20 protein-coding genes are annotated in these 24,099 nt (G+C 42.5%); 3 read left to right on the top strand and 17 right to left on the bottom strand.

Annotated elements, in window-relative coordinates; all coding sequences use genetic code 11:
* Window positions 1–42: 42 nt before the first annotated feature.
* From L1077_RS01485 to rppH, 4 genes are all read right to left on the bottom strand, one after another.
* On the bottom strand, window positions 43–471 hold the full coding sequence (locus L1077_RS01485) for a hypothetical protein (protein ID WP_237135297.1): 429 nt from the start codon (window positions 469–471) through the stop codon (window positions 43–45).
* Window positions 472–567: 96 nt separating this feature from the next.
* A complete protein-coding gene (gene lgt, locus L1077_RS01480) occupies window positions 568–1,368 on the bottom strand; it encodes a prolipoprotein diacylglyceryl transferase (RefSeq protein ID WP_237135296.1) in 801 nt (266 codons plus the stop codon).
* 472 nt (window positions 1,369–1,840) lie between these two features.
* Window positions 1,841–4,126, bottom strand: coding sequence for a phosphoenolpyruvate--protein phosphotransferase (ptsP, locus tag L1077_RS01475; protein WP_237135295.1), 2,286 nt, complete (start codon window positions 4,124–4,126; stop codon window positions 1,841–1,843).
* 13 nt (window positions 4,127–4,139) lie between these two features.
* Entirely contained in the window at window positions 4,140–4,658 is a 519-nt protein-coding gene (rppH, locus tag L1077_RS01470; protein WP_063360376.1) for an RNA pyrophosphohydrolase, read from the bottom strand.
* A gap of 426 nt (window positions 4,659–5,084) precedes the next feature.
* On the opposite strand from rppH, the gene mutH reads away from it, so the two are divergent.
* Entirely contained in the window at window positions 5,085–5,759 is a 675-nt protein-coding gene (gene mutH, locus L1077_RS01465) for a DNA mismatch repair endonuclease MutH (protein WP_237135294.1), read from the top strand.
* A 70-nt stretch (window positions 5,760–5,829) separates the two neighbouring features.
* Here the strand turns inward: mutH and eno are convergent, their stop codons facing one another.
* The 5 genes from eno to rlmD form a co-directional block, all read right to left on the bottom strand.
* Window positions 5,830–7,122, bottom strand: coding sequence for a phosphopyruvate hydratase (gene eno, locus L1077_RS01460; RefSeq protein WP_039608512.1), 1,293 nt, complete (start codon window positions 7,120–7,122; stop codon window positions 5,830–5,832).
* Between the two features lie 146 nt (window positions 7,123–7,268).
* The gene (locus L1077_RS01455) at window positions 7,269–8,903 is read right to left on the bottom strand and encodes a CTP synthase (RefSeq protein WP_237135293.1); all 1,635 of its coding nucleotides are present in this window, start codon (window positions 8,901–8,903) and stop codon (window positions 7,269–7,271) included.
* A 114-nt stretch (window positions 8,904–9,017) separates the two neighbouring features.
* The gene (mazG, locus tag L1077_RS01450; RefSeq protein ID WP_237135292.1) at window positions 9,018–9,797 is read right to left on the bottom strand and encodes a nucleoside triphosphate pyrophosphohydrolase; all 780 of its coding nucleotides are present in this window, start codon (window positions 9,795–9,797) and stop codon (window positions 9,018–9,020) included.
* Window positions 9,798–9,806: 9 nt separating this feature from the next.
* Complete coding sequence (gene relA / locus L1077_RS01445) at window positions 9,807–11,963, bottom strand: GTP diphosphokinase (protein ID WP_237135291.1); 2,157 nt, start codon at window positions 11,961–11,963, stop codon at window positions 9,807–9,809.
* A 6-nt stretch (window positions 11,964–11,969) separates the two neighbouring features.
* Complete coding sequence (rlmD, locus tag L1077_RS01440) at window positions 11,970–13,283, bottom strand: 23S rRNA (uracil(1939)-C(5))-methyltransferase RlmD (protein ID WP_237135290.1); 1,314 nt, start codon at window positions 13,281–13,283, stop codon at window positions 11,970–11,972.
* 82 nt (window positions 13,284–13,365) lie between these two features.
* On the opposite strand from rlmD, the gene barA reads away from it, so the two are divergent.
* Entirely contained in the window at window positions 13,366–16,134 is a 2,769-nt protein-coding gene (gene barA / locus L1077_RS01435; RefSeq protein WP_237135289.1) for a two-component sensor histidine kinase BarA, read from the top strand.
* An 85-nt stretch (window positions 16,135–16,219) separates the two neighbouring features.
* Here barA and L1077_RS01430 read toward each other — a convergent pair whose 3' ends face one another.
* The 8 genes from L1077_RS01430 to pspA all read right to left on the bottom strand — a co-directional run bounded on the left by L1077_RS01430 (window position 16,220) and on the right by pspA (window position 22,780).
* Window positions 16,220–16,564, bottom strand: a complete 345-nt coding sequence (locus L1077_RS01430) for a 4a-hydroxytetrahydrobiopterin dehydratase (RefSeq protein ID WP_063360383.1) — start codon at window positions 16,562–16,564, stop codon at window positions 16,220–16,222.
* A gap of 10 nt (window positions 16,565–16,574) precedes the next feature.
* On the bottom strand, window positions 16,575–17,372 hold the full coding sequence (phhA, locus tag L1077_RS01425) for a phenylalanine 4-monooxygenase (RefSeq protein ID WP_237135288.1): 798 nt from the start codon (window positions 17,370–17,372) through the stop codon (window positions 16,575–16,577).
* 213 nt (window positions 17,373–17,585) lie between these two features.
* Window positions 17,586–18,764, bottom strand: coding sequence for a trans-sulfuration enzyme family protein (locus tag L1077_RS01420; RefSeq protein ID WP_237135287.1), 1,179 nt, complete (start codon window positions 18,762–18,764; stop codon window positions 17,586–17,588).
* 176 nt (window positions 18,765–18,940) lie between these two features.
* Window positions 18,941–19,957, bottom strand: a complete 1,017-nt coding sequence (locus tag L1077_RS01415) for a TIGR01620 family protein (protein WP_237135286.1) — start codon at window positions 19,955–19,957, stop codon at window positions 18,941–18,943.
* Window positions 19,954–21,360, bottom strand: coding sequence for a YcjX family protein (locus L1077_RS01410; RefSeq protein ID WP_237135285.1), 1,407 nt, complete (start codon window positions 21,358–21,360; stop codon window positions 19,954–19,956). Before L1077_RS01410 ends, L1077_RS01415 begins: the two co-directional genes overlap by 4 nt.
* A gap of 53 nt (window positions 21,361–21,413) precedes the next feature.
* The gene (gene pspC / locus L1077_RS01405) at window positions 21,414–21,815 is read right to left on the bottom strand and encodes an envelope stress response membrane protein PspC (RefSeq protein WP_237135284.1); all 402 of its coding nucleotides are present in this window, start codon (window positions 21,813–21,815) and stop codon (window positions 21,414–21,416) included.
* A complete protein-coding gene (pspB, locus tag L1077_RS01400) occupies window positions 21,812–22,045 on the bottom strand; it encodes an envelope stress response membrane protein PspB (RefSeq protein WP_237135283.1) in 234 nt (77 codons plus the stop codon). Before pspB ends, pspC begins: the two co-directional genes overlap by 4 nt.
* Before the next feature lie 75 nt (window positions 22,046–22,120).
* Complete coding sequence (gene pspA / locus L1077_RS01395; RefSeq protein ID WP_237135282.1) at window positions 22,121–22,780, bottom strand: phage shock protein PspA; 660 nt, start codon at window positions 22,778–22,780, stop codon at window positions 22,121–22,123.
* A gap of 183 nt (window positions 22,781–22,963) precedes the next feature.
* On the opposite strand from pspA, the gene pspF reads away from it, so the two are divergent.
* The gene (pspF, locus tag L1077_RS01390) at window positions 22,964–24,049 is read left to right on the top strand and encodes a phage shock protein operon transcriptional activator (protein ID WP_237135281.1); all 1,086 of its coding nucleotides are present in this window, start codon (window positions 22,964–22,966) and stop codon (window positions 24,047–24,049) included.
* Window positions 24,050–24,099 lie beyond the last annotated feature (50 nt).

Raw genomic sequence — 24,099 nt, 5'->3', positions numbered from 1 at the left:
TGAATATTAAAAAGCTATTTTTTGGGCACAATAACCCTAGAGTTAGGCCAGAATGGGGGGCTTATAGACCGTGTTTATTAACTGATTAGGTGAACCAGAATAGGCAGATAAAGGCTTTTCTGTTAACTGTTTAAACGTGGTAAATACGGAAGATTCACTCATAAAAAGAGAAAATGGCGCACATAAGCTTGTAGGACATGCGCACTCTGTTTCACAGCAATCCATTTCGTGGTGAGATGGCATAGTATGATTCATATTACTGTGCTGATGGTGGTTATCAGAGGCATCATGACTAGGCAAATGCATAGACATCGCAGCTTTTGCCCCTGGCATATCGTGATCACAGATCATCTCTGCTTGCGCAACAGGCTGAAACACAGACATCACAAATACAATAGCAACGAGCAAAAGTTGCAAGGCACTGTATGTTTTTTTTGATGCGGATGAGTAATTCAAGTGTTTCAACTTCATTTAGCGTAACTACTATTACTATAACGCTAAATTGACCATTAATAAATTGCTGTTTGTGTTTAGCGAAGAAGCTTCTTCGCTAAACACCCAGTTTTACTATGCTGTTTTTGTCGCTTCACGTCGGTGTGCCCACACCATCAAACCCAGACCACCGATGATCATTGGTAGTGATAAGATTTGACCTTGAGAAATCACACCTGCATACAAGCCAATATGCGAATCTGGTTCACGGAAGTATTCAATAGCAAATCTAAATGTACCATAACCCAGCAAGAACAGGCCTGCGATGCTGCCTGCTGGTCGAGGCTGATTGCGATACCAGACTAAAATCAAAAATAAGACCAATCCTTCAAATAAAGCTTCGTATAGCTGGGACGGATGTCTAGGTACACCACCAGCATCCGTGCCCGGGAAAATAACTGCCCACGGTACATCAGTTGGACGACCCCAAAGCTCACCATTAATGAAGTTACCAATTCGACCTGCTAAAAGCCCAATAGGCACCATAGGCACAACAAAGTCCCCCACAGCCAAAGGCGATTTATTAGTGCGCCATGCAAAAATGAAAATTGCGGTTATTACGCCTAATGCTCCACCATGGAAAGACATCCCTCCTTCCCATACTTTAAACAGCATGATCGGGTCAGATAAAAAGGCAGAAAATTTATAAAACAGCACATAACCAACGCGGCCACCTAAAATAACCCCCAACATACCGTAAAAAAGCAGGTCACTTACTTGGTCTTTGGTCCATCCCGAATTGGGTTTTTCCGCTTCTTTATTTGCCCACCACATTGCAAATGCAAAGCCGATTAAGTACATAAGGCCGTACCAACGGACACTTAAAGGCCCGACTGAAAAAATAATCGGATCGATTTCCGGAAACTGCAAAGCCATCGCTTTCCCTCAATAAAATAACGTTTTGCTTGTATTCATACTTGAGTTGAACACAAACACCTTTTTTTAATTGTTGCTACTGGTCAATTATGTGTGGCTTTCACACTCTGCCATGTTCAAAGCCAAGAAGTCAGTACCATACCAAATAAATCAGTTAAGTAAACATACCTTAAAAGGCTCTTATTAAAAGTTAACTTTTCACTACTGGGCATTTTGACAAAAATAAGCCACAAATCTCTCTTTTAAATTAAATCTTTTAGAATATCAATATCTCTGGGTTAGCAATAGCGCGTGCCGTATCTACTTTCAAAGCGGTTACTGGCAAAAGGTATGTAAGTGGTTACTTTGCTAAAATATGACAGCATTGTGAGAAGGCATTGAGTTGAGCTTACCAAAAGACTGTAATTGGCAATAAATAAAAGACTATACCATGATAAGTTATAATCTGAGCGTGAATAACCATCGTGACAGGTTAGAGATTATCAGCTCCGCTTTGGGTATAAATAATTTCGCTTAGGCCTTGCTCAACGATAAAATCTCTTAAATAGCGGTGTACTTGGATTGCATTAGATGCTTGCAAGCATTGCTCAAGCAATTCCTCCATATCCTTTACCTTCAATCTTCTAAGAACCCATTTAACTTTATTTAATGCTGATATATTCATACTTAACTTGCGATACCCCATCGCGATGAGCAAAATAGTCCCCTCAGGCTCAGAGCCCAACTCCCCGCACAAGCTAAACGGTAGCTCCAATGCTTGGCACTCTTTTGCAATGCGATTTAACGCCCTTAACACGCTGGGGTGATAAGGCTCAAATAATTTAGCCACCCGTGAATTCGCTCTATCTACCGCCAGTAAGTATTGAGTCAGATCATTACTTCCAACAGAACAAAAATCGACTTTATTGGCCCACTCAGGTAACAAAAATATACTGGAGGGGACCTCAATCATGACCCCGACTTCAGGTTTATCTATTTGATAAAACTGATCTGCCCACTCTTCTTGCAGTTCAAAGTAGGCTTGTTCCAGCAGTGCTAACGCTTCATCAACTTCTTCTGTGTGGCTGATCATCGGCAACATGATCCGTAAGTTACCTAAACCAGCATTCGCTTTAATCATGGCCTTCAATTGATCAAGGAAAAGTTCAGGGTGGTCTAAAGTAATGCGAACACCACGCCAACCTAAAAATGGATTCTCCTCTTCAATATCAAAGTAATCTAAAACTTTATCACCACCAATATCCAGTGTTCTCATCACAACAGGTTCAGGGTGATATGAAGACAGTACCTCTCTATAACATTGCTCCTGCTCAGCTTGAGATGGGAATTGTCCGCGCTGCATAAACCAAGACTCTGTCCGATATAGACCCACACCATCACTAAATTTAGCACTGGCATGCTCTGTAGAAAGATCAAGACCAGCATTTAACAATAAACTGATCCGCTCTCCGTCGAGAGTAACGGGAGGTAAATCATGCTCAGCATCAAACTTATCATGTAACTGGCTCTCTTTTTGCCGAAGCGCCTCATACTCTTTTTTCAATACTTTAGAGGGAGAGATATATACCTTGCCAGCATAAGCATCCAGAATGATGTGTTTATCTTCAAATTGTAAGAGCGGCAGATTTTCGATACCCCAAATCGCGGGTATCCCCATCGCGCGAGTCAAAATCGAAGCATGGGAATTTGCTGAACCGTGAACACTGACCACTCCCACTAAGTTTTCTTTAGGAACTTGTGCTAGCATCGCTGGGGTCAGTGTTTCAGCCACTAAGATAGTTTGTTCATGGTAATACTTTGAAACCGACTCTGTGCTTACAAGGTGATGAAGTACCCGCAGCCCTAAATCTTTTACATCTACAGCCCGCTCTTTTATATAGGGATCCTGCATTGCTTCAAATTGTGTGACTAAATCTTCTATCACATGTTTCAGTGCCGATTTAGCATCCCACCCAAGTTCCATTTCCTTTGTTACTTGCTGGCCTAGACTACGTGCATCTAACAGCTGTTGGTATACTTCAAATACCGCTAACGCCTCTTTGGGTAGCGTTAAAGAGAGTCGGTTAGCTAAAACATGAAATTCATGACGCGTTGCCTCAACAGCCTGCTTAAACAGCTTTTTTTGCTCCGAGAAATTGTCGCTCTGAGTAGATTCAATACTGGTGAAATCAAGTTTAGGAAGCATGACATAAGCTTTACCCAGTGCAATACCAGGCGTACTTGCGACGCCTTTTAATACCGATGTCTTATGATTACTGGCATCTTGTTTAAGTAATGTTTGCAGCTCAACATGAGCGAGTTGTGAAGCGAGCTGAGCAGATAAAGTGATCAAAAAAGACTCTTCGTCGTTACTAAATACTCGGGTATTTTTTTGTTGAACAACAATGACCCCTAAGACCTTACGCTGGTGGATCACAGGCACTGACAAAAAGGCATTATACCCTTCTTCTTGCACCTCAGGTGAATGCTTAAAGCGAGGATGAATTTGCGCCTGGGCAATGTTAATCGTTTCTTCGCGCTGGGCTACAAGGCCAACTAAACCTTCGGTAAAACCAATACGAAATTTTCCCACCGCATCTGGATTAAGGCCATCGCTGGCCATTAAAACAAAATTATCTTGACTGTAATCTGCAAAATAAATCGAGCAACAATCTGTTTGCATTGCGCTTTTGACCATTGCAACGAAAAGGTTTAACGCGTCACTTAAGTTGTCTTGCTGAGAGACCGATTGAGCTATTGACCTTAACGTTGCTAGCACTTTGATACCCTATTTACCGTCTTCGCCAATGATCTTTATGATTATGTTCTTTTCGGTTAAAAGGCATAGCAAAAGGCGCAAATTCCTTCATTACTCGACGATACACATCTCTTTTAAACGAAACAACTTGACGTACTGGATACCAATAACTCACCCAACGCCAATCATCAAACTCTGGATGATGCGTTCTGAGTAGATCTACCTCTTCATCTTTGCACCTTAACTTGAGTAGAAACCACTTCTGCTTTTGCCCAATACAAACTGGACTTGAGTCTTTGCGGATCAATCTCTTAGGTAGCTTATATCTCAACCAATGCTTTGAGCTCGCGACAATTTCTACGTCCTCAGGCCTAAGCCCTACTTCTTCATGAAGCTCTCTATACATGGTTTGTTCAGGGGTTTCACCTTCGTCCACGCCCCCTTGGGGAAACTGCCATGAGTGCTGACCGTAGCGCCTTGCCCAAAAAACTTGCCCTTGGTTGTTACATATGACAATTCCCACATTGGCACGAAATCCTTCGGCATCAATCACCTTAGCGCCTCATTCTTATGTCTATTTTATTTGATTGTTCCATATCTCGATGGCATCAGCAAATATTATTCCCGCTTTTACTCAAGTTACTCACAGCTTGTGCATAAGTCAGTGTAAACAAGTCGATTTTACAAACAAATCCACAAATCCAGTACCAAAAAGCCAACTTCTCCACAGAAACTGTGGATAATATTGTTTATATATCTGTATTTATCCAATTTATTACCAAAAAGGTGATATCTAAAACCATACAAAAACACATAAAACATATATATATCAAGCAATTAAAGTATTCACATTGCTTTTTTTGTTGGGTGAAATAGCAGCAACACACATCAGTACAAAAAACACCCAACCTAAGTTAATCCACAGTTCCTGTGAATTCTGATAAAATCTGTACATCAAAATCACTATAAGATCCTAATTATGCTTCGACCCTCTCCCCCAACAAGCATCGCTGAATTACTGCTCCGCGTTGAGGCTATCGCAGGGTTAACACTGGGAGAGCTTGCTGCTCAGTACCACTTTAAAAGCCCAGATGATTTACTCAGAGAAAAGGGCTGGCCAGGTCAGCTGATTGAGTATGTCTTAGGTGCCAGTGCTGGATCAAAGCCAGTGCCGGACTTTGAGCATATCGGTGTAGAACTCAAAACACTCCCTCTCAGTTATGCCGGTAAACCATTAGAGACCACTTATGTATCAGTTGTACCGCTGACGAATTTAACCGGGCTTACTTGGCAAAACTCCAGTGTGAAAAAAAAGCTTAACCACGTATTGTGGCTACCAATATTAGCTGAACGTGATATCGCTCCCGTAGACAGAACTGTGGGCAGCGGCTTTTTGTGGCAACCAAATTCAGTGCAAGAAGCCCAGCTGCAACGAGACTGGGAAGAGCAAATTGAATTAATTGCACTTGGTCGGGTAGATGAAATATCAGGTCACCTTGGAGAAGTCATGCAGATCCGACCAAAAGCAGCCAACAGTAAAGCTCTAACAGACGCTATTGGTCCACAAGGCGGGTTAATCAAAACACTCCCTAGAGGGTTTTATTTAAAAACTCAATTTACCCAAAACATACTGGCACAGCACTTTAATCATTAATTTGTGTCATTAAACAAGCATAAAAAAAGCCATGCAATTGCATGGCTTTTTAAATTCAAATAAAAGTCGATTATTGACCTTTGATCTCTGAACGGCCTTTGTAAACAGCCTTATCACCTAGTGCTTCTTCAATACGTAGTAGCTGGTTGTACTTAGCTACACGATCTGAACGACATAGTGAACCCGTTTTGATTTGACCTGCAGCGGTACCTACAGCAAGATCTGCGATTGTTGCATCTTCAGTTTCACCTGAACGGTGAGAGATAACAGCTGTGAAACCAGCGTCTTGTGCCATTTTAATCGCATCAAGCGTCTCAGAAAGAGAACCGATTTGGTTGAACTTGATCAAAATAGAGTTACCGATTTGCTCATCGATACCACGCTTTAAGATTTTCGTGTTAGTTACGAATAAATCGTCGCCTACAAGCTGTACTTTGTCGCCGATTTTATCCGTTAGGATTTTCCAACCATCCCAATCGCTCTCATCTAATCCGTCTTCGATAGATACGATAGGGTAACGTGCAGCAAGATCTGCTAGGAAGTCTGCAAAGCCTTCTGAATCGAACGCTTTACCTTCACCACTTAGGTCATATTTGCCATCTTTATAGAACTCTGAAGACGCACAGTCTAAAGCAAGCGTTACGTCTTTGTTCATTTCGTAGCCGGCCGCTGCAACCGCTTCGACAATAACTTCTAGTGCTTCTTCATTTGACTTAAGATCCGGTGCAAAACCACCTTCATCACCTACTGCAGTGTTTAAGCCACGCGCGCTCAGAACTTTTTTCAAGCTGTGGAAGATCTCAGCACCCATACGTAGTGCTTCACGGAAACTTGATGCGCCAACAGGCTGAACCATGAACTCTTGAATATCAACATTGTTGTCAGCATGCTCACCACCATTGATGATGTTCATCATAGGTACTGGCATAGAGAATTGACCTGCAGTACCGTTAATGTCTGCAATGTGCTCATATAAAGCAACGCCTTTCTCTTGTGCAGCCGCTTTAGCTGTTGCAAGTGATACGGCTAAAATTGCGTTTGCACCTAGCTTTTCTTTGTTTTCTGTACCATCTAGGTCAAGCATAATTTGGTCAACTGCACGTTGCTCTAGTGCATTTTGGCCCTCTAGCGCTTGTGCAATTTCTTTATTTACGAAGTTTACTGCGGTTAGTACACCTTTACCCAAGTAACGAGACTTATCACCATCACGTAATTCAAGTGCTTCGCGAGTTCCTGTTGACGCACCTGATGGTGCACATGCGCGGCCCCAAGCACCCGAGTCTAAATGAACATCGGCTTCAACGGTTGGGTTACCACGTGAGTCCATAACTTCACGGCCAATCACTTTTACGATTTTTGACATCTTGATTCCTCTTTTCCCAAAGTGGTGAGTGTTTTATTTCTGCTTAATTCGCATTGCTATGCAACCGTGTTTGTGTGTTTCAGTCGCATAGCAATACCATAGGTATTAAAACAAAAAAGCCGTGCACTCGTGCACGGCTTTTTCTTTTATGAGTTTTCTTTTTGGTAGCTGAATGCTGCACCAACAAACCCTTCAAATAATGGGTGTCCATCACGCGGGGTAGAGGTAAACTCAGGGTGGAACTGAGCCGCAATAAACCAAGGGTGATCCTTATTCTCAATGATCTCCACCAGCTTTTTATCTTCAGATAAGCCAGTGAATGCCAAACCAGCTTGCTCTAGTTTCTCAACAAAGTTGTTGTTCACTTCGTAGCGATGACGATGACGTTCAGTTATTTCTGCATTACCGTATACTTCACGAACCTTTGAACCTTCAGCTAAGTGACAAAGCTGCGCACCAAGGCGCATTGTGCCGCCTAAATCAGACTGCTCGGTACGTGTTTCAACATTACCGTCAGCATCAAGCCACTCAGTGATCAAACCAACAACTGGGTTAGGTGTATTTACATCAAACTCTGTTGAGTTTGCGTTTTCAAGACCTGCAACATTACGTGCATACTCGATAAGCGCAACTTGCATACCTAAGCATATGCCTAAATATGGTACCTTGTTTTCACGCGCATATTTAGCAGCTAGGATCTTCCCTTCAACACCACGGTTACCAAATCCACCAGGGACTAGGATCGCATCTAGGTGTTCAAGAAGCTCTGTGCCTTTGCTTTCAATATCTTGAGAATCAACGTATTCGATATTTACCGTTACGCGGTTTTTCAAACCTGCATGCTTTAACGCTTCGTTGACTGATTTATATGCATCTGGCAGTTCAATGTATTTACCAACCATACCAATCGTCACTTCACCCGTAGGGTTAGACTCTTGATACAATACCTGCTCCCACTCAGATAAATCTGCTTCAGGACACTCTAGGTAGAAACGGCGACAAACTAAGTTATCTAGCTCTTGTGATTTTAATAATGCAGGGATCTTATAGATACTATCTACATCTTGCAGAGAGATAACTGCTTTTTCTTCTACGTTAGTGAAAAGCGCAATTTTTGCTCTTTCATTTGCAGGCAACTTACAGTTTGAACGACAAACAAGAATATCTGGCTGGATACCGATTGAACGCAGTTCTTTAACTGAGTGCTGAGTCGGTTTAGTTTTCACTTCACCTGCAGCACCAAGGAAAGGTACTAATGTTAGGTGCATAAACAAAGCGTGCTCGCGACCAAGCTCTGTGCCTAACTGACGAATTGCTTCAAGGAATGGCTGTGATTCAATATCACCAACCGTACCACCGATCTCTACGATAGCAATATCGTAGCCTTCAGCGCCTTCAACAACGCGACGCTTAATGTCATTGGTGATATGAGGAATAACTTGGATTGTTGCGCCTAGGTATTCACCTTTACGCTCACGACGTAACACGTCTTCAAATACACGACCTTGCGTAAAGTTATTACGACTCGTCATTTTGGTGCGAATGAAACGCTCATAGTGACCAAGGTCTAGGTCAGTTTCCGCCCCGTCTTCGGTTACGAAAACTTCACCATGCTGAATTGGGCTCATTGTGCCCGGGTCAACATTGATATAAGGATCCAGCTTAAGAATAGTCACGTTAAGGCCACGTGCCTCTAAAATCGCAGCTAATGATGCAGCTGCAATACCTTTACCCAAGGAGGAAACAACTCCGCCCGTTACGAAGATAAATTTTGTACTCATGCGAACCCTAGAATATCAAGGAAAATGGAATTTAAATAAGAATCAAGACGGGGCGATAGTATAGCAAAAACGTGATTAGCAATCCAGCACAAATTGTCTACTCAAGCAGCGGATTTACTTTGCACGCTTTTTTATCAGTTCCCAAGCCTCATCCATCTGTGCAAGGCTTGCCTCTTCTAAGGTTAAGTTTTGCTTAGCCAACACCCCTTCAATTTGCACAAAGCGATTGCTAAATTTTCGTGTTGCTTGGCGTAACAGTTGCTCAGGGTCGCGTTTCGTATGACGAATAACATTCACCGTTGCAAATAATAAATCACCTAGCTCTTCTGCACTGTGCTCAGAATAGGGATCATGCGCTAAGGCTTCTTTCACTTCATCGACCTCTTCTTCAACCTTGTCTAACGCACCTTGATAGTCTGACCAATCAAACCCTAATGACGCCGCACGCTTTTGAATTTTTTTTGCACGTGTGAGTGCCGGCAGACCTTGGATCACATCAGCACCAAATTCGGGCTTTTCTTTGCGCTCTGACTGTTTAATCGCTTCCCACTGGGCATCCAGCTCCTGCTCAGTCAATGCCGCTTTTTTATCGAAGACATGGGGATGGCGCCTAACCAACTTGTCATTGAGCCCAGCGACGATAGACTCAAAATCAAATAACCCTGCTTCATTACCAAGCTGGGCATAGAAGATCACTTGAAATAGCAGATCTCCCAGTTCATCTTTAAGCGCGACATAATCTTGCTGCTCAATGGCATCAGCTACTTCATGCGCCTCTTCGAGGGTATGAGGCACAATAGAGCTAAAGTTTTGCTGCTTATCCCAATCACACCCTTTCTGTGGGTCGCGAAGCGTGGCCATAATCTCTAGCAATCGATGTATATTTTCACTCATTGTTTACTCTCAATGTTGTCGCTTCGCTTCAAACACACCTTCGGTTTGCAGCAATTTAGTCAGTAAGCGATTCGTTGCAGATAAATCACCCACTTCAATTTTCATTGTAAAAATGGCAACCCCTTTTTCATGCTGTGTTTGCACATTCATATTGAGCACATTGACTTTTTCATTCGCTAAAATGGCACTGATATCACGAATAAGGCCCTGCCTGTCATTAGCTTCGATGCGAATGGTTATCTCATAAAATGATTGCACATCTTCAGACCAACTCACGGCAATTTCTCGCTCAGGATGCTGCTGCGTAATATGTGCAAATGAGTCACAATCAGCACGGTGTACCGCGATACCTCGGCCTTGCGTAATGTAGCCCACTATCTCATCACCCGGTACAGGCTGACAACATTTAGCAACATGGCTCAGTAAGCTGCCCACACCTTCAACAACAATCCCGTTTTTATCGCCTTTATGTTTTTTACGTGTGCTGAGCTTTAATTTAGGCTCAACCTCAGGCTTATCTTGTATAAAGTTTAAGAACTGATTGATACGCACATCGCCCGCACCAATCGCCACCATCAAGTCATCTAGCTCTCTAAAGTTAAAGCGCTCAATGGCTGGCTCTAATTCTTTATAACTGATATCCAGCTTTTGTAAGTGACTATCAAGGATCTCCTTCCCCGCTTGCAGATTTTTATCTCTGTCTTGCTGTTTAAACCAATGATGGATTTTGCTGCGAGCCCGCGAAGAGTATATATAACCCAATGACGGATTGAGCCAATCACGACTTGGAGATGGATTCTTCTGCGTTAAGATCTCTATTTGATCGCCTGTAGACAGCTTATACGTAAACGGGACAATTTTGCCAAACACCTTAGCACCAATGCAGCGATGTCCGACATTTGAGTGAATATAATAAGCAAAATCCAGCGGTGTTGAGCCCAATGGCAAATCAAAAATATCTCCTCGTGGTGTAAATACATACACACGGTCTTCCACGACTTGGTTTTTGAGCTCCTCGGCAAACTCGCTACCATCGACTACTTCTTCTTGCCATTGCAGGAGTTTTCTTAGCCAACTAATTTTTTGCTCATAACCCGAGCCGCGCCCAGGCAGTGCACCTTCTTTATACATCCAGTGTGCCGCGACCCCCATCTCAGCATCTTTATGCATATCATGAGTACGGATCTGGATTTCGACTGTCTTGCCTTCAGGTCCAAACACAACAGTGTGAATAGACTGATAGCCATTTGGCTTAGGCGTTGCGACATAATCATCGAACTCTTTATTCAGATGGCGCCAGTTTGTATGCACAATACCAAGAGCAGCGTAACAATCCTGCAATTGGTCAACCACGATACGCATAGCGCGGATATCAAATAACTGCTCGAACTCATAATTTTTTTGCGACATCTTTTTATAAATACTAAAGATGTGCTTTGGACGACCATACACCTCTGCTTTTACATTAGCGTCAGCCAGCTTTTGCTGCACAGCTGAGACCATGTCGCTCATATACGCTTCTCGTGCAAGGCGTTTATCAGCCAGCTTTTTAGCAATGGTTTTATAGCTGTCAGGATGTAAATAACGAAACGAGAGATCTTCAAGTTCCCACTTTAGTTGGCCAATACCCAGACGATTGGCCAGTGGGGCAAAAATATTGGCGGTTGTTTTTGCTGCAACCACACGCTCTTCTTCAGACGCGTCTTTCACACTTCGGAGGTAGCAGATCTGCTCCGCAAGCTTGATCACCACCGCGCGCACATCTTCTACCATCGCCAATAGCATGCGACGAATTTTATCAATTTGGACATTCCCTTTGCTCTGATGAGCCAAGGTGCTGATTGACGCCATTTGCTCAACGCCTTTGAGCAACAGGGCAATGTTTTCACCAAGCGCTTTTTCAACCGCTTCAATATCAAGTTGCTGAGCAATAAAATAAGGGGTTAAAAATGCCCCCGCGAGGGATTCTGAGTCAAAATTCAGCTCAGCCAAGATCTCAACCATCTCAATGGCTTTTTCTAACAGATCTTCATTGGTTTCTGCGGGGCACAAAGCATATGCCTCACTGAGTCGATCGGTTTTATCCTCTGACAGCTTTAACAACGCTAATCGCGCGTCAAAATCTGCTGGCAAAGTGGTATGGTGAGATTGGCGAGTCGCTACCATTATTGACTACCTCCTTTGGAACAACGCCATTGTTTCAATATGTCCGGTGTGTGGGAACATATCCATCAGTGCAACCTTGCTTGCAGTAAATCCAGCCTGCAAAATTAACGCGCTATCTCGAGCCAAAGTAACGGGATCGCATGACACATAGAGCACTTGATTAAATTGCCCCAATGGCAATTGCTTTAATACATCGTATGCGCCTGTACGAGAAGGGTCTAATACCAAAGTGTCTAGCTCTTGACTAAACCACTGTGCAGAAGCCATTTCTTGCGTCAAATCAAACTGGAAAAACTGTGCATTGTCGATGTTGTTAGTGTGCGCATTTTGCGTCGCCATTGCAACCGAAGAAGCCACTCCCTCGACACCAATTACTTGCTTAGCTTGTTTTGCGAACAATAACGAAAAATTACCAATGCCACAAAACAGATCAAGGACCTTTTCCTGCCCTGTTAACTCTAGCCAATTCAGCGCTTGATCTAGCATGGCTGAGTTAACAGCAGCATTCACTTGAATAAAGTTATTCAGTCTAAACTGAAATTCCGTGCCACCAACTTGATACTCAGGTAAGGCTGAATAATATGGCTCTTCATTGCCATCATCCCAAACGACTCGCCACCCTTTTTGCTCAAACTGAGTATGTACGCCTTGCTTAACTTCATCGTCAATTGCTTTGGTATGACGCAAAAGGACGTACGGGGCGTTGTCAGCTTCACATAATTGAATATGGCTGACACTTCTTAGCTGTGAATGGCTATTCAATATCTCTCTGAGGTCAACAAAAACGGATTGGTACACCTGAGTTAATACGCCACAGTCAACCACATCGACCAACTTCTTTGATTTTGCTGCTCGAAAGCCAAGCTTGAGTACTTTTTCTTTTTTATCAAAATACGTCGCGATGCGGGCAGCTCGACGATAATGCCTACCGTCGCTTTTAATTGGGTTAGCCCATGGCAGTACATCAGTACCTGAAAACTTGGAAAACAACTTTTCTACTGCTAATTGCTTGTGCCCTAGCTGCGCTGATTTGTCTAAATGCTGCAATGAACAGCCGCCACATTGCTGATAGTGAGGGCAAAATGCATCAACGCGCTGCTCGCTTGCGGTGATCACTTTTTCAACCACACCTTCAAAGAGTTTCGCTTTTTGTTGAGATACCCTGATTTTAACTCGCTCACCAGGCAAAGCGCCTTCAATAAAACCAACTTTACCTTTGTATTTTGCTACACCTCGCCCTTGATGATCGAGTGAGTCAATACCCACTTCCATCACCTCACCTTTACCAGATGTTTTTTTAGCACGGAAAATTTGTGCCATGTACCGCCCCTTATACATTGCTAAACACCTATGAACTCGCTACTCTAGAGTTCATAATTATCAAAGTTTTATATCGCTCAATATGTCTAAATTAAGCTTACGCGATAGCGTTTTATTGCTTACCCTGATCCCGACGGTGTTAATCGGTTTAATACTTGGGGGCTATTTTACTATAAATCGCTACGTAGAGCTTGAACAAATCCTCAAACAGCAAGGCACCAGTATTGCCAATTCACTGGCGATGACAGTAGAACAGCCCTTAGACTCTAAAGATAAAGCCAAACTCCATAGCATCATTACCAAAGCACACAATCAACACGCATCGCTCGTTAACAGCATTGCGGTATTTGACTTGCATAATCAGCTCATCATGACCAGTAACTACCATAGTGAATTTAATGATTTGCACTATCGAGGAAATGTTGCTGCACTGCATGCCACGGAAGCCCAAAAATTACGTAACAACTATGTGATTTTTGCACCAGTTAAGTACTATGGCACCGGTGAAACTTGGCAAGATGCCCATGCAAAAACAATCGCGGTATTAATGGTTGAAATCAGCCAAGATCAAGCCATTATCGGGCAACAAAAAGCATTATTACTCAGTGGCACGATAATTCTTGGCGCCTTATTTTTAAGTGTATTCCTGTCCACTCGCTTAAGTCGCATGTTCTCCACCCCGCTCTCCCAATTACAGCTTGCAACAGACAAGCTCATTGAAGGTAAAACGGATATCGGGGTCAGTGAGCAAATGCAAGGCGAGTTTGACATGATGCGACAAGGTCTTGTCACCATCAGTGAGAAAATGGTCGGACAAAGAGATGAAATGCAAAAGCATATTGATCAAGCCACTAGTGACTACCGAGAAACCTTAGAACAGTATGAAACACAAAATATTCAGCTCAATATTGCAAAAAAAGAAGCACAAGTTGCTAACCGCGTTAAGTCAGACTTTTTAGCAAAAATGAGTCATGAACTCAGAACCCCGCTGAACGGCGTAATTGGTTTTACAAGGCAGCTTTATAAAACACCGCTTAACAAACATCAAAAAGACTACTTGGATACCATCGAGCTCTCTGCAAACAGTCTACTTACTATCATCAGTGATATTCTGGACTTCTCTAAACTTGAAGCCGATGCGATGGAGCTGGAAAACATCCAATTCCAACTGCGCGATGCAGTTAATGAAGTGATGACATTGCTTGCACCAAGCGCTTATGAGAAACAATTAGAGTTATCAATTGCCGTCAATCGCCAAGTACCTGACAATCTAGTCGGTGATCCCACTCGCTTTAAACAGGTACTTATTAATTTAATCAGTAATGCAATTAAGTTTACTGAAAAGGGCTCAGTTAAAGTTGATATCAGCCACCGCTTAAAGGGAGACTCACAAACCTCTTTACTCGTTTCAGTCAGTGATACTGGCCTCGGTATCGCGCAAGAAAAGCAAGACACCCTATTTACGCCTTTCGCACAAGCAGACACCAGTATCACTCGTAAGTTTGGTGGTACGGGCCTTGGCCTAATTATTACTAAGCATATCGTTGAGGTCATGCAAGGCAGGATCACGCTAAACTCAGCCTTAGGTAACGGCTCATGCTTCACATTTAATGCTATTTTTAATCTGCCAAGCCGTTTATTTAATGATGATTTGCCATGTCGACCTTTAGAAAACAAACGTGTTTTGTATTTTGAACCGCAAGAACACACGCGAAATGCTGTCATCGCGCAAATTGAAAGCTGGCATATGCAAGTGACAGTGTGTGATAGCGATGAAGCTTTCTTTACAGCTTTGGAGCAAGAGTTTAGCTATGATATTTGTCTCGTTGGTAATATGGCTACCGTCGACGATATGCAAACCGTTAAAAACTATATCAATCGAGCTCGAGAAAAAGCAGATTATTTATATCTGATGGTCAATACCATTTCTCACAACATGCGTGAATCTTTGATTGGCAGTGGCGCTGACGCCTGCATCAGTAAACCACTGCATCACAGAAAGTTATGTGAAATGCTGGCAGCCCCTTATCGCTTAGACCACCCGGATCTGTCTATAGAAACGAGTAACGCAACTCACTTGCCGCTAAAAGTGCTCATTGCAGATGACAATGATGCCAACTTAAAGTTGCTATATACCCTTTTAGAAGAGCAAGTTGAAACCATTGAAACAGCACACAATGGTGCGCAGGCTGTTGGGCTGTGCAAAACCCATAAATATGATTTGATATTCATGGATATTCAAATGCCAATTATGGATGGCATAACTGCGTGTAAAAGCATCAAAGAGTCATCCATGAATGATGATACGCCCATCATTGCAGTAACAGCCCATGCACTCGCAGGAGAGAAAGAGCAGCTAGTCAAAGATGGGTTTAGCGGCTATATGACAAAACCCATCGATGAAGATATGTTGAAACAGATCATTTGTGACCACAGCGCAACTTCCCCCCTAGAGCGAGAGCAAAAGGAAGAACAAATGGTCAGCAGTGTGGCCCCTTTTGAGAGTCACTTGCTTGATTGGAATCTCGCTCTACAGCGCTCTGGTAACAAACCCCATTTAGCACTTGAAATGCTGAATATGTTACTGCAAAGCGTGCCTGAGACCATCGACCATTTAAACGAAGCCAGTGAACAAGAAGACCCTGAACAGCTATTAAAAATTGTGCACAAGTTCCATGGTGCCTGTTGCTATACAGGAGTACCTAAACTAAAAACTCTGGCTGAGACCATTGAAACTGCATTGAAACAAGACAAAGGGTTTGACTTTGTCGAACCAGAGGTACTGGATCTGATCGATGAGCTCTCGAATCTAAACCGTGACGCTGAAATAACCGCTTCTTCAAGCTTATAAACAATAAAGGAAACAGATTGCCTTCTGTTTCCTTTGGGCAATAAAAAAGGCGCACATGGCGCCCTTAACATTCCGAAATAAACTCTTATAGTGCTGCGAAAACTTCGTCGGTTTTTGATGCACAGATAAAGTCATTTTTGTGAAGACCTTTAATTGAATGGCTCCACCAAGTCACAGTCACTTTACCCCACTCAGTTAACAAACCTGGATGGTGACCTTCATCTTCAGCCATATCACCCACTTTATTTGTAAACTCAAGTGCTTGTTTAAAGTTTTTGAACTTATAAACTCTTTCTAATTGCATGATACCGTCACGCACTTCAGGTACCCAATCAGGGATCTGCTTAATTAATACTGCTAACTCTTCATCTGACACTTTTGGCGCATCCGCACGACACGCTTCACATTTTTGTGCACTTAAATCAGACATCGGTGGTTCCTTAACTTGCTAATTTGTTTTTAGGTGGAAATTTTGGCTCAAACAGCCCTAACTCTTTTGCTTTTTCTACTAATGCCATGATATCCATTTGAGAAATATCAAACAGATCATCTATCGAATTAATGGTGTAGTACAAAGGCTGCATGATATCAATACGATATGGTGTACGCAGTACATCTAAAACTTCAAGTTTGTTGATCTCTGGTGTATCTGAATACACGTATTGAGTTTCACCTGGGCTAGATAAAATACCGCCGCCGTAAATACGCAAACCGTTATCAGTCTGCATTAGGCCAAACTCAACTGTGAACCAGTATAAACGCGCAAGATATACACGGTCTTTTTTCTCTGCTGCGTAACCTAGTTGACCATATTTATGTGTAAACTCAGCAAACGCGGGGTTTGTTAACATGGCACAGTGGCCAAATATTTCATGGAAAATATCAGGCTCTTGAAGGTAGTCAAATTCTTCACGAGATCGAATAAACGTGGCTACTGGGAATTGCTTGTTGGCAAGTAATCTAAAAAACTCATCAAAATCGATTAATGCAGGTACTGGTGCAACTTGCCATCCAGTCTCTCTTTCAAGTACAGCGTTAATTTCGTGCAGTTGAGGGATTCGATCGTGAGGTAGGTTGATCTTCTTCAGACCTTCCATGTATTCATCACATGCCTTGCCTTCGATACATTTAAGCTGTCTTGCAACCAGCTCAGACCAAATTTTATTTTCTTCTTCACTCCACTCAATGATGCCTTGCTCATTAGGCTGCTTGGAAGTGTATTTACTAGATTTAGCCATAGTAACCTTCTTTATCTTGATCTCCACTTCTGGTGGTGGAGCGTTCAAACCTGTTATCTCGATACTATGTAAAAGTGAGCAAAATATTAATAGGTAGACCTAAAATGGCCTACCTGAATAACCCAAAAATCGTAAATATATAATTACACTTTTGAACACAAAATAATACACACCTTATTTATATAGCCATGCAGGACATTTTAATGTAAACAATCAAATACACTCAAATGCACTTTTTAGGTCCAAGATGATATCTTCCACTGCTTCGAGACCGACAGAAATACGAATAAGCCCGTCAGAGATCCCAGCGGATAAGCGCTCTTCTTGTGTATAAGGTGAATGCGTCATCGATGCAGGGTGCTGTATTAAAGTTTCAGGGTCGCCCAAACTAACCGCTAAGGTACACAGCGAAGTAGCATTGATAAAGGCTTCGCCATCCGCCAAAGTGCCCTTAATTTCAAAAGCAATGACACCACCTGCACCTTGCATTTGCTCGCCTAGGTATTTATGACCAGGATGAGATGCTAGTCCCGGATAGTACACCTTTTCTACTTTTGCATGGTCCTCTAAAAATTCAGCGACTTTTTGGGCACTTTGACAGTGACGTTCAATGCGAACATGCAGCGTTTTTAAACCGCGATTGATCAGCCAAGCATCATGCGGGCTGATCGTCGCACCAATGTCCTTCAATACGGTCAGCTTGATGGTTTCAATATGTTCTTTACTGCCACATACTATCCCTGCCACCACATCACCATGGCCATTTAAGTATTTAGTGGCACTGTGGATCACAATATCAATGCCATAACGCTTTGGCTTTTGCAGCAGTGGCGTCATAAAAGTATTATCAACTACGCTTATTAAATTATGCCTTTTAGCAAACTGGCCCAGCATAGATAAATCCAATACTGTCATATTTGGATTGATCGGTGTTTCTGCAAATAACATTTTACTATTTGGCTGAATGGCATTTTTCAGTGCAGCTTCATCCGTCATATCGACAAAACTGACCTCAATGCCAAATTTAGGAAGCATATGAGCAAATAAAGCAAAGCTGCAACCGTATAACGCACTAGAGGCGATTAAGTGGTCACCTTGCTGTAAAAAGCTTAGTACCGATGCAGACACGGCCCCCATCCCTGTAGCGGTTGCCGCCGCATCTTCCATTTCTTCTAGTTGTGCGAGCTTTTCTTCAAGCTCTCGCGTTGTTGGATTACCAAGGCGCGTATAAATATAACCCGCTTCCTCTCCTGCAAATCTTGCTGCGCCCTGTGCTGCATTCTCAAATTTAAATGTCGAGGTTTGGTACAAAGGTGCGGTTAAGGCACCATGTGGATCATTTGCGTGATTTGGACCGTGTATACAATTAGTATGATCATGTAACTTATTCATTGCTTGCCTGTTGTTATTATTCAAAATGTTTATATCTTATGTAATTAGATATTCCATGATGGATAAATGTACAAGCATGCTGGAAGTTCAGAAGTCTAAGTGAGAAACATTAATAAGCTTTGGCTGTACACATATGTTGTCACTTAAAATGCAACTTCATATGTGTGCCATGGAGTTTAGTTTTGTTTAATTAGCTGACTTGTCAGTTTTTTTGCAAAGTCAGATAAGAAGCTGGTTTTATTTTCCAACTGCGGAATTGGCCTACACAGTGCCATTGCTTTATAGCCAAGTCTCGCAGTAAAAACACCTGCACTGAGCCCTTGAGCCGAACGGGCAGACAGCTTACCAAGCAGCTCTGCACCTAAGCTCGTCGCGGCAAGATCGCTGAGTAATTCAGATGCGCCCACAAAAACAATTTGCTGAGCGAGCAATTTATATAATTTAATACGACTGCGGTAGCCTAATGTGATCCCATAGTGCGCACTTAACTTTTCAATCAAACTCACACCGCGCCATAACACAGCAAGCATATCTGTAATTGCCATCGGGCTGAGTGCGACCATTAACGCTGAGGTTGTCGCATAATCCGTGATCATTTTTCTGGCCTGCTCGTCTTGCGTTTGCAACACCGTCACTTCATATAGCTGCAGTACTTCTTGATCTGTGTAATGGCTTTTCAAGCTTTGCTGAAATTTTTCCACTGCCTCCTCAGGCTGCTTTGCTAATACTGGCGCCAACCAAGCTTGTGCCTCACCAATTTGATTACTATTTAATAGCCTTTGAGCTTGCTCTCGGCGCTGCTCTAATTGCTTAAGTGTTCGCAGCGCTCTTGCTTCGCTTATTAAAAACTTTCCGCACCAACCAACAATGGAAACCAACAAAAGTAAGTACACACTTGCTAGTATAACACTTTGTTGAAAAGCACTGTAAATTGTCAGTACCAACTCAACCGGGATCAATACCGCCAGACTAATGAATAAACAATGGCGCCAACCAAACTTTGATTTGCTCGGCTGTAACCCCTGATCAACAGACTCATCATCAGAGAAAGGTTCAAACGATTGCTCTGTGCTGGCAGGTACCAAGTCACACTCAATACGCTCTCCCACCCTGGACTCAGGAAGTATAGCGTCCTCGTTTCTCTCTAGCGTTTCTATACGCCTACCTGCGTATCTTTTTTGCGGTTCTGTCACGTGAGCTTATCTCCAATTAAAAACTGTAAAGTATGATCTAAGCGGATATGCTCCAGCTGCCCCTGATAAGCTGGATATGGGTAAAAAGAAAGGAAATTAAACCCATTTTCTGGCCATTGAGCATCCGAAAGAACATGGTCCGGCGGCTCTGGGGGAAGGTAAGTAATATATTCAGATTCAGTCAAAGGGCGACCATAAACACAGTGCAAGAGGTTTCCTGATTCATTAACTTGCTTAGGTTGACAGCTCTTTACCGAAGAAATCGTCATGGTATCGACGGTCACGCCTGAAAACTTCAATTCATTTTCTTGTTCACATAAAAGCGCATGTAATAGGCGTGTCAGGCTATCTTGCTCAGATAAAGCAACTGCGTCGCACTTATTAGCCGCAAACAATACCTTGTCTATTTTGGGTTTAAATAAACGCTGTAACAGACCACTTTTGCCATGCTCAAACATGTCCACAGTCTCTTTTAAGGCCAGTTTGGTTTGTGCGAGCGTATCGGGGCCATCATTTAACGCACCTAAAATATCAACCAGCACAAGTTGCCTATCAAACGCACAAAAGTAATCTTTATAAAAAGGTGTGATAACCTGCTTTTTATAGGCTTCAAAACGGCTTTCTAGTTGTGCGTATTGACTGTCTTGATGCTGCTGCCCATGCGTCAATAAAGGAAAAAACTGGATTACCGGTGCACCCGCTAAATCACCTGGGATCAACATCCTGCCAGGCTGCAGCTGCGACAGCTTGGTATATTTTTTTAACTTCGTTAATGTTGCTTGATAAAGCTCAGCAAGCTTATTTAGCGTAGACATGTCGACTGGCGCCGTGGCATCAAAGTGGTTTAATTCAGATAGAAAAGCGGCACAATGCTCACTATATGCCGGTGTCGATAATACAGCTAACTGCGTTTTGCACCACTGCTCATACGTCATATTTAATAGCGGTAAGTCCATCAACCACTCACCCGGGTAATCAATTAACTCCAAATACAAAGTATGATCGCTAGCCACATGCTGACGTAGCCCGCTATGACTACGAAACTTTAAAGCAAGGGTCAGTGTATTTATGCGCTCGGTAGAAGGCGGCCAACGAGGTGGGTTATCTAATAAGTGGGCTGATGCAGACGCATAATCAAAAGTTGGCATATCGAGCGCTTTTTGTGGCACTTGCTTACAAGCAATTAAGCGCTGCTCTCTCACCACATCAAAAAACGGCAGGTTTTGACTGTTTGCTTGCGTTGTTAAATGCTTGACGAGGGCCGTTATGAATGCAGTTTTACCACTACCACTAAATCCTGTCACCGCTAATTTGACATGTTGATCTAAGGAGCGCTGCAGTGTTTTTTGCGCTTTGCTTTGTAGTTTTTCAAGGGCTTTGTGAGTAACCCGTTTCACACTCATGCTGATTGTAAATCCCTATTAGAAGTGGCGTGGCGAAGGCTCGCCACGTACCATTATAATTTGTTAATTTCCCTTTTTACTGTGAATTCAGGAGAAGTAACATAGCGTTCCATAGACTGAATGCGGTCATCTAACTTGCCCAAACGGTCTTTTAAGTCAAATAAAGCTTGGCGTGGCGGTTCGCCTTTTTGCCATACTTTAAACTTCACTGAGACAGGATCTATATCATGGCTACTAGATGACTGATCGTGTTCAATTGTTTTACGGTCTAAGATAAACCAGCAGGCAATATAAATAACCACAAATAATGGGCCGCCCGATAGTAAAGCAGCCGTCACGAATAGAATGCGAACCAGCCACAGCTCCATGTTAAAATAATCACTTAAGCCTGCACATACTCCAGCTAACTTACCGCGTTTTGGGTCTCGGTATAACTCTCTGCGCTTATGACTCATACTCTGCGCCTCCAGTCCGGTGATTCTTGATCTAACAGCGCCTCCAATGTTTCAACGCGCTCAGCCATTTTTTCTGCTTTATTTGCCAGCTCAATTAGCTGACGATGTTCGTGTTCGCTTAAGCCCTGACTCACCTGTTTTTTACTTTTGTAATGAAGAATGAGCCACAGCGGAGCCACCACGATCATAAAAACCATAATTGGGGCTACTAGTATCTCTGCGTCAAACATAATCTTCTCCTGTTTATTTAGTCTTGGCAGCGTATTTGTGTATTGCACCTACTGTAACAGTAGGTGCCATTATGTTCATTTATTTGCAAGCTTCTTTTTTAAAGCTTCAAGCTCATCATCTACTTTCTCATTTTTTTGCAGATCTGCGATTTCATCTGCTAACGATTTTTTACCCAAATCATATGATTCAACTTGAGCTTCTAAACCATCAATTTTATTTTCGTAGCGCTCAAAACGATTCAATGCATCTTCAACTTTAGTGCTGTCTAATGCCTTTTTCACATCTAAGCGAGACTCTGCTGAACGTTGACGTAGCACAATCGCTTGTTGTCGTGCTTTCGCATCGGCTAGTTTCTCTTGTAATGTAGTCACTTCTTGTTGCAGCTTCTCGATATGAGACTCTACATGGCTTAACTCTTGCTCAACACTTTGTGCCGCATCAGACGCTTTTTGCTTTTCAAGTAGCGCCGCTCTTGCAAGATCTTCGCGTTCTTTGATTAAAGCCAATTCCGCTTTTTCTTGCCAATCATTAGCTTGACCATTTAACTGCTCAACACGTCTTTCTAACTCTTTCTTCTCTGCCAGTGTTTTCGCAGACGTAGAGCGCACCTCTACAAGTGTGTCTTCCATTTCTTGGATGATCAACTTGACCATTTTTTCTGGATCTTCCGCTTTATCCAAGATTGCATTAATATTAGAATTTACGATGTCAGCAAAACGTGAAAAAATTCCCATAATCTTTTACCTCATTGGTTGTGATTTATATTGCTGATAAATATGTATCAATAAGCTTGCCAACTTTAAAAAGAAAAATAAACAATAAATTTCAATAACTTATAATTATAATAAAAAACTATCCATCCCGTTTTTTTTCAAATAAACTAGATGTTAGTCAAAAAAACTAAGAGTTAGTCAAATATGAGTCAATTCCGTCAACAGGATAACTTACTCGGCCAGTCTGATAGCTTTTTAGCTGTATTAGATCAGGTCTCTCAACTTGCTCCATTGGAAAAACCCGTGCTTATCATTGGGGAGCGCGGTACCGGTAAAGAGCTCATTGCTGCGCGGTTGCACTTTTTATCCGAGCGCTGGGATCAAAACTACGTAAAACTCAACTGTGCAGCACTAAATGAAAATTTACTTGAAAGTGAGCTATTCGGTCACGAATCAGGCGCATTTACTGGCGCCAGTAAGCGGCATGAGGGGCGCTTTGAGCGTGCCAATGGCGGCACTTTGTTTTTAGATGAACTCGCCAACACTTCAGCCATGGTGCAAGAAAAGTTACTACGCGTGATCGAATATGGGGAATTTGAACGTGTTGGTGGCAAGCAAACGGTCAAGGTAGATACACGCTTAGTGTGTGCAACCAATGAAGATTTACCTAGTCTTGCCGAAAACGGTGAGTTTAGGCATGACTTACTAGATAGACTCGCATTTGACGTGATTACACTCCCGCCACTACGCGCTCGACAAGAAGATATCTTATTGCTTGCAGAGCACTTCGCCATAAATATGGCCAGAGATCTAGGGTGGTCACTGTTTAGCGGCTTTACTCGCAAAGCAACCGAGGCACTGCTTACATATGATTGGCCGGGCAATATTCGTGAGTTAAAAAATGTCATAGAGCGAAGCTTATACCGACATGGTAATGAGCACCTTCCTGTTCATCACATTACTTTTGATCCTTTTGAAAGCCCTTACCGACCTCAGCAAAGAATAAAAGCGCAAAAATTAGAGCCGATAGCCCCAGTGACTCAGTCAAAGAGCGATACAAATGAAGTAATTGAGGTTGCCGAGGTTCAATCTTTAACAGTGACAACACAAAGCTTTCCATGTGACTTAAAAACACTCTCAAGTGACTACGAAATCGAGTTACTAAAAAAAGCATTAGAGTTTAGTCAATTTAACCAAAAGAAAACTGCACAAAACCTTGGATTGACGTATCATCAGCTAAGGGGATATTTGAAAAAATACAATTTGTTAGACTCACAACAAGAGGCTTAACTGTGGTCGCCAAAATGACTGACCTTTTACATATCTGTCAAAAATATAAA

This window comes from Pseudoalteromonas luteoviolacea (assembly GCF_021654285.1).
In the GTDB taxonomy this organism is placed as follows: domain Bacteria; phylum Pseudomonadota; class Gammaproteobacteria; order Enterobacterales; family Alteromonadaceae; genus Pseudoalteromonas; species Pseudoalteromonas luteoviolacea_J.
This window is presented reverse-complemented; position numbering and strand designations above follow the sequence as displayed.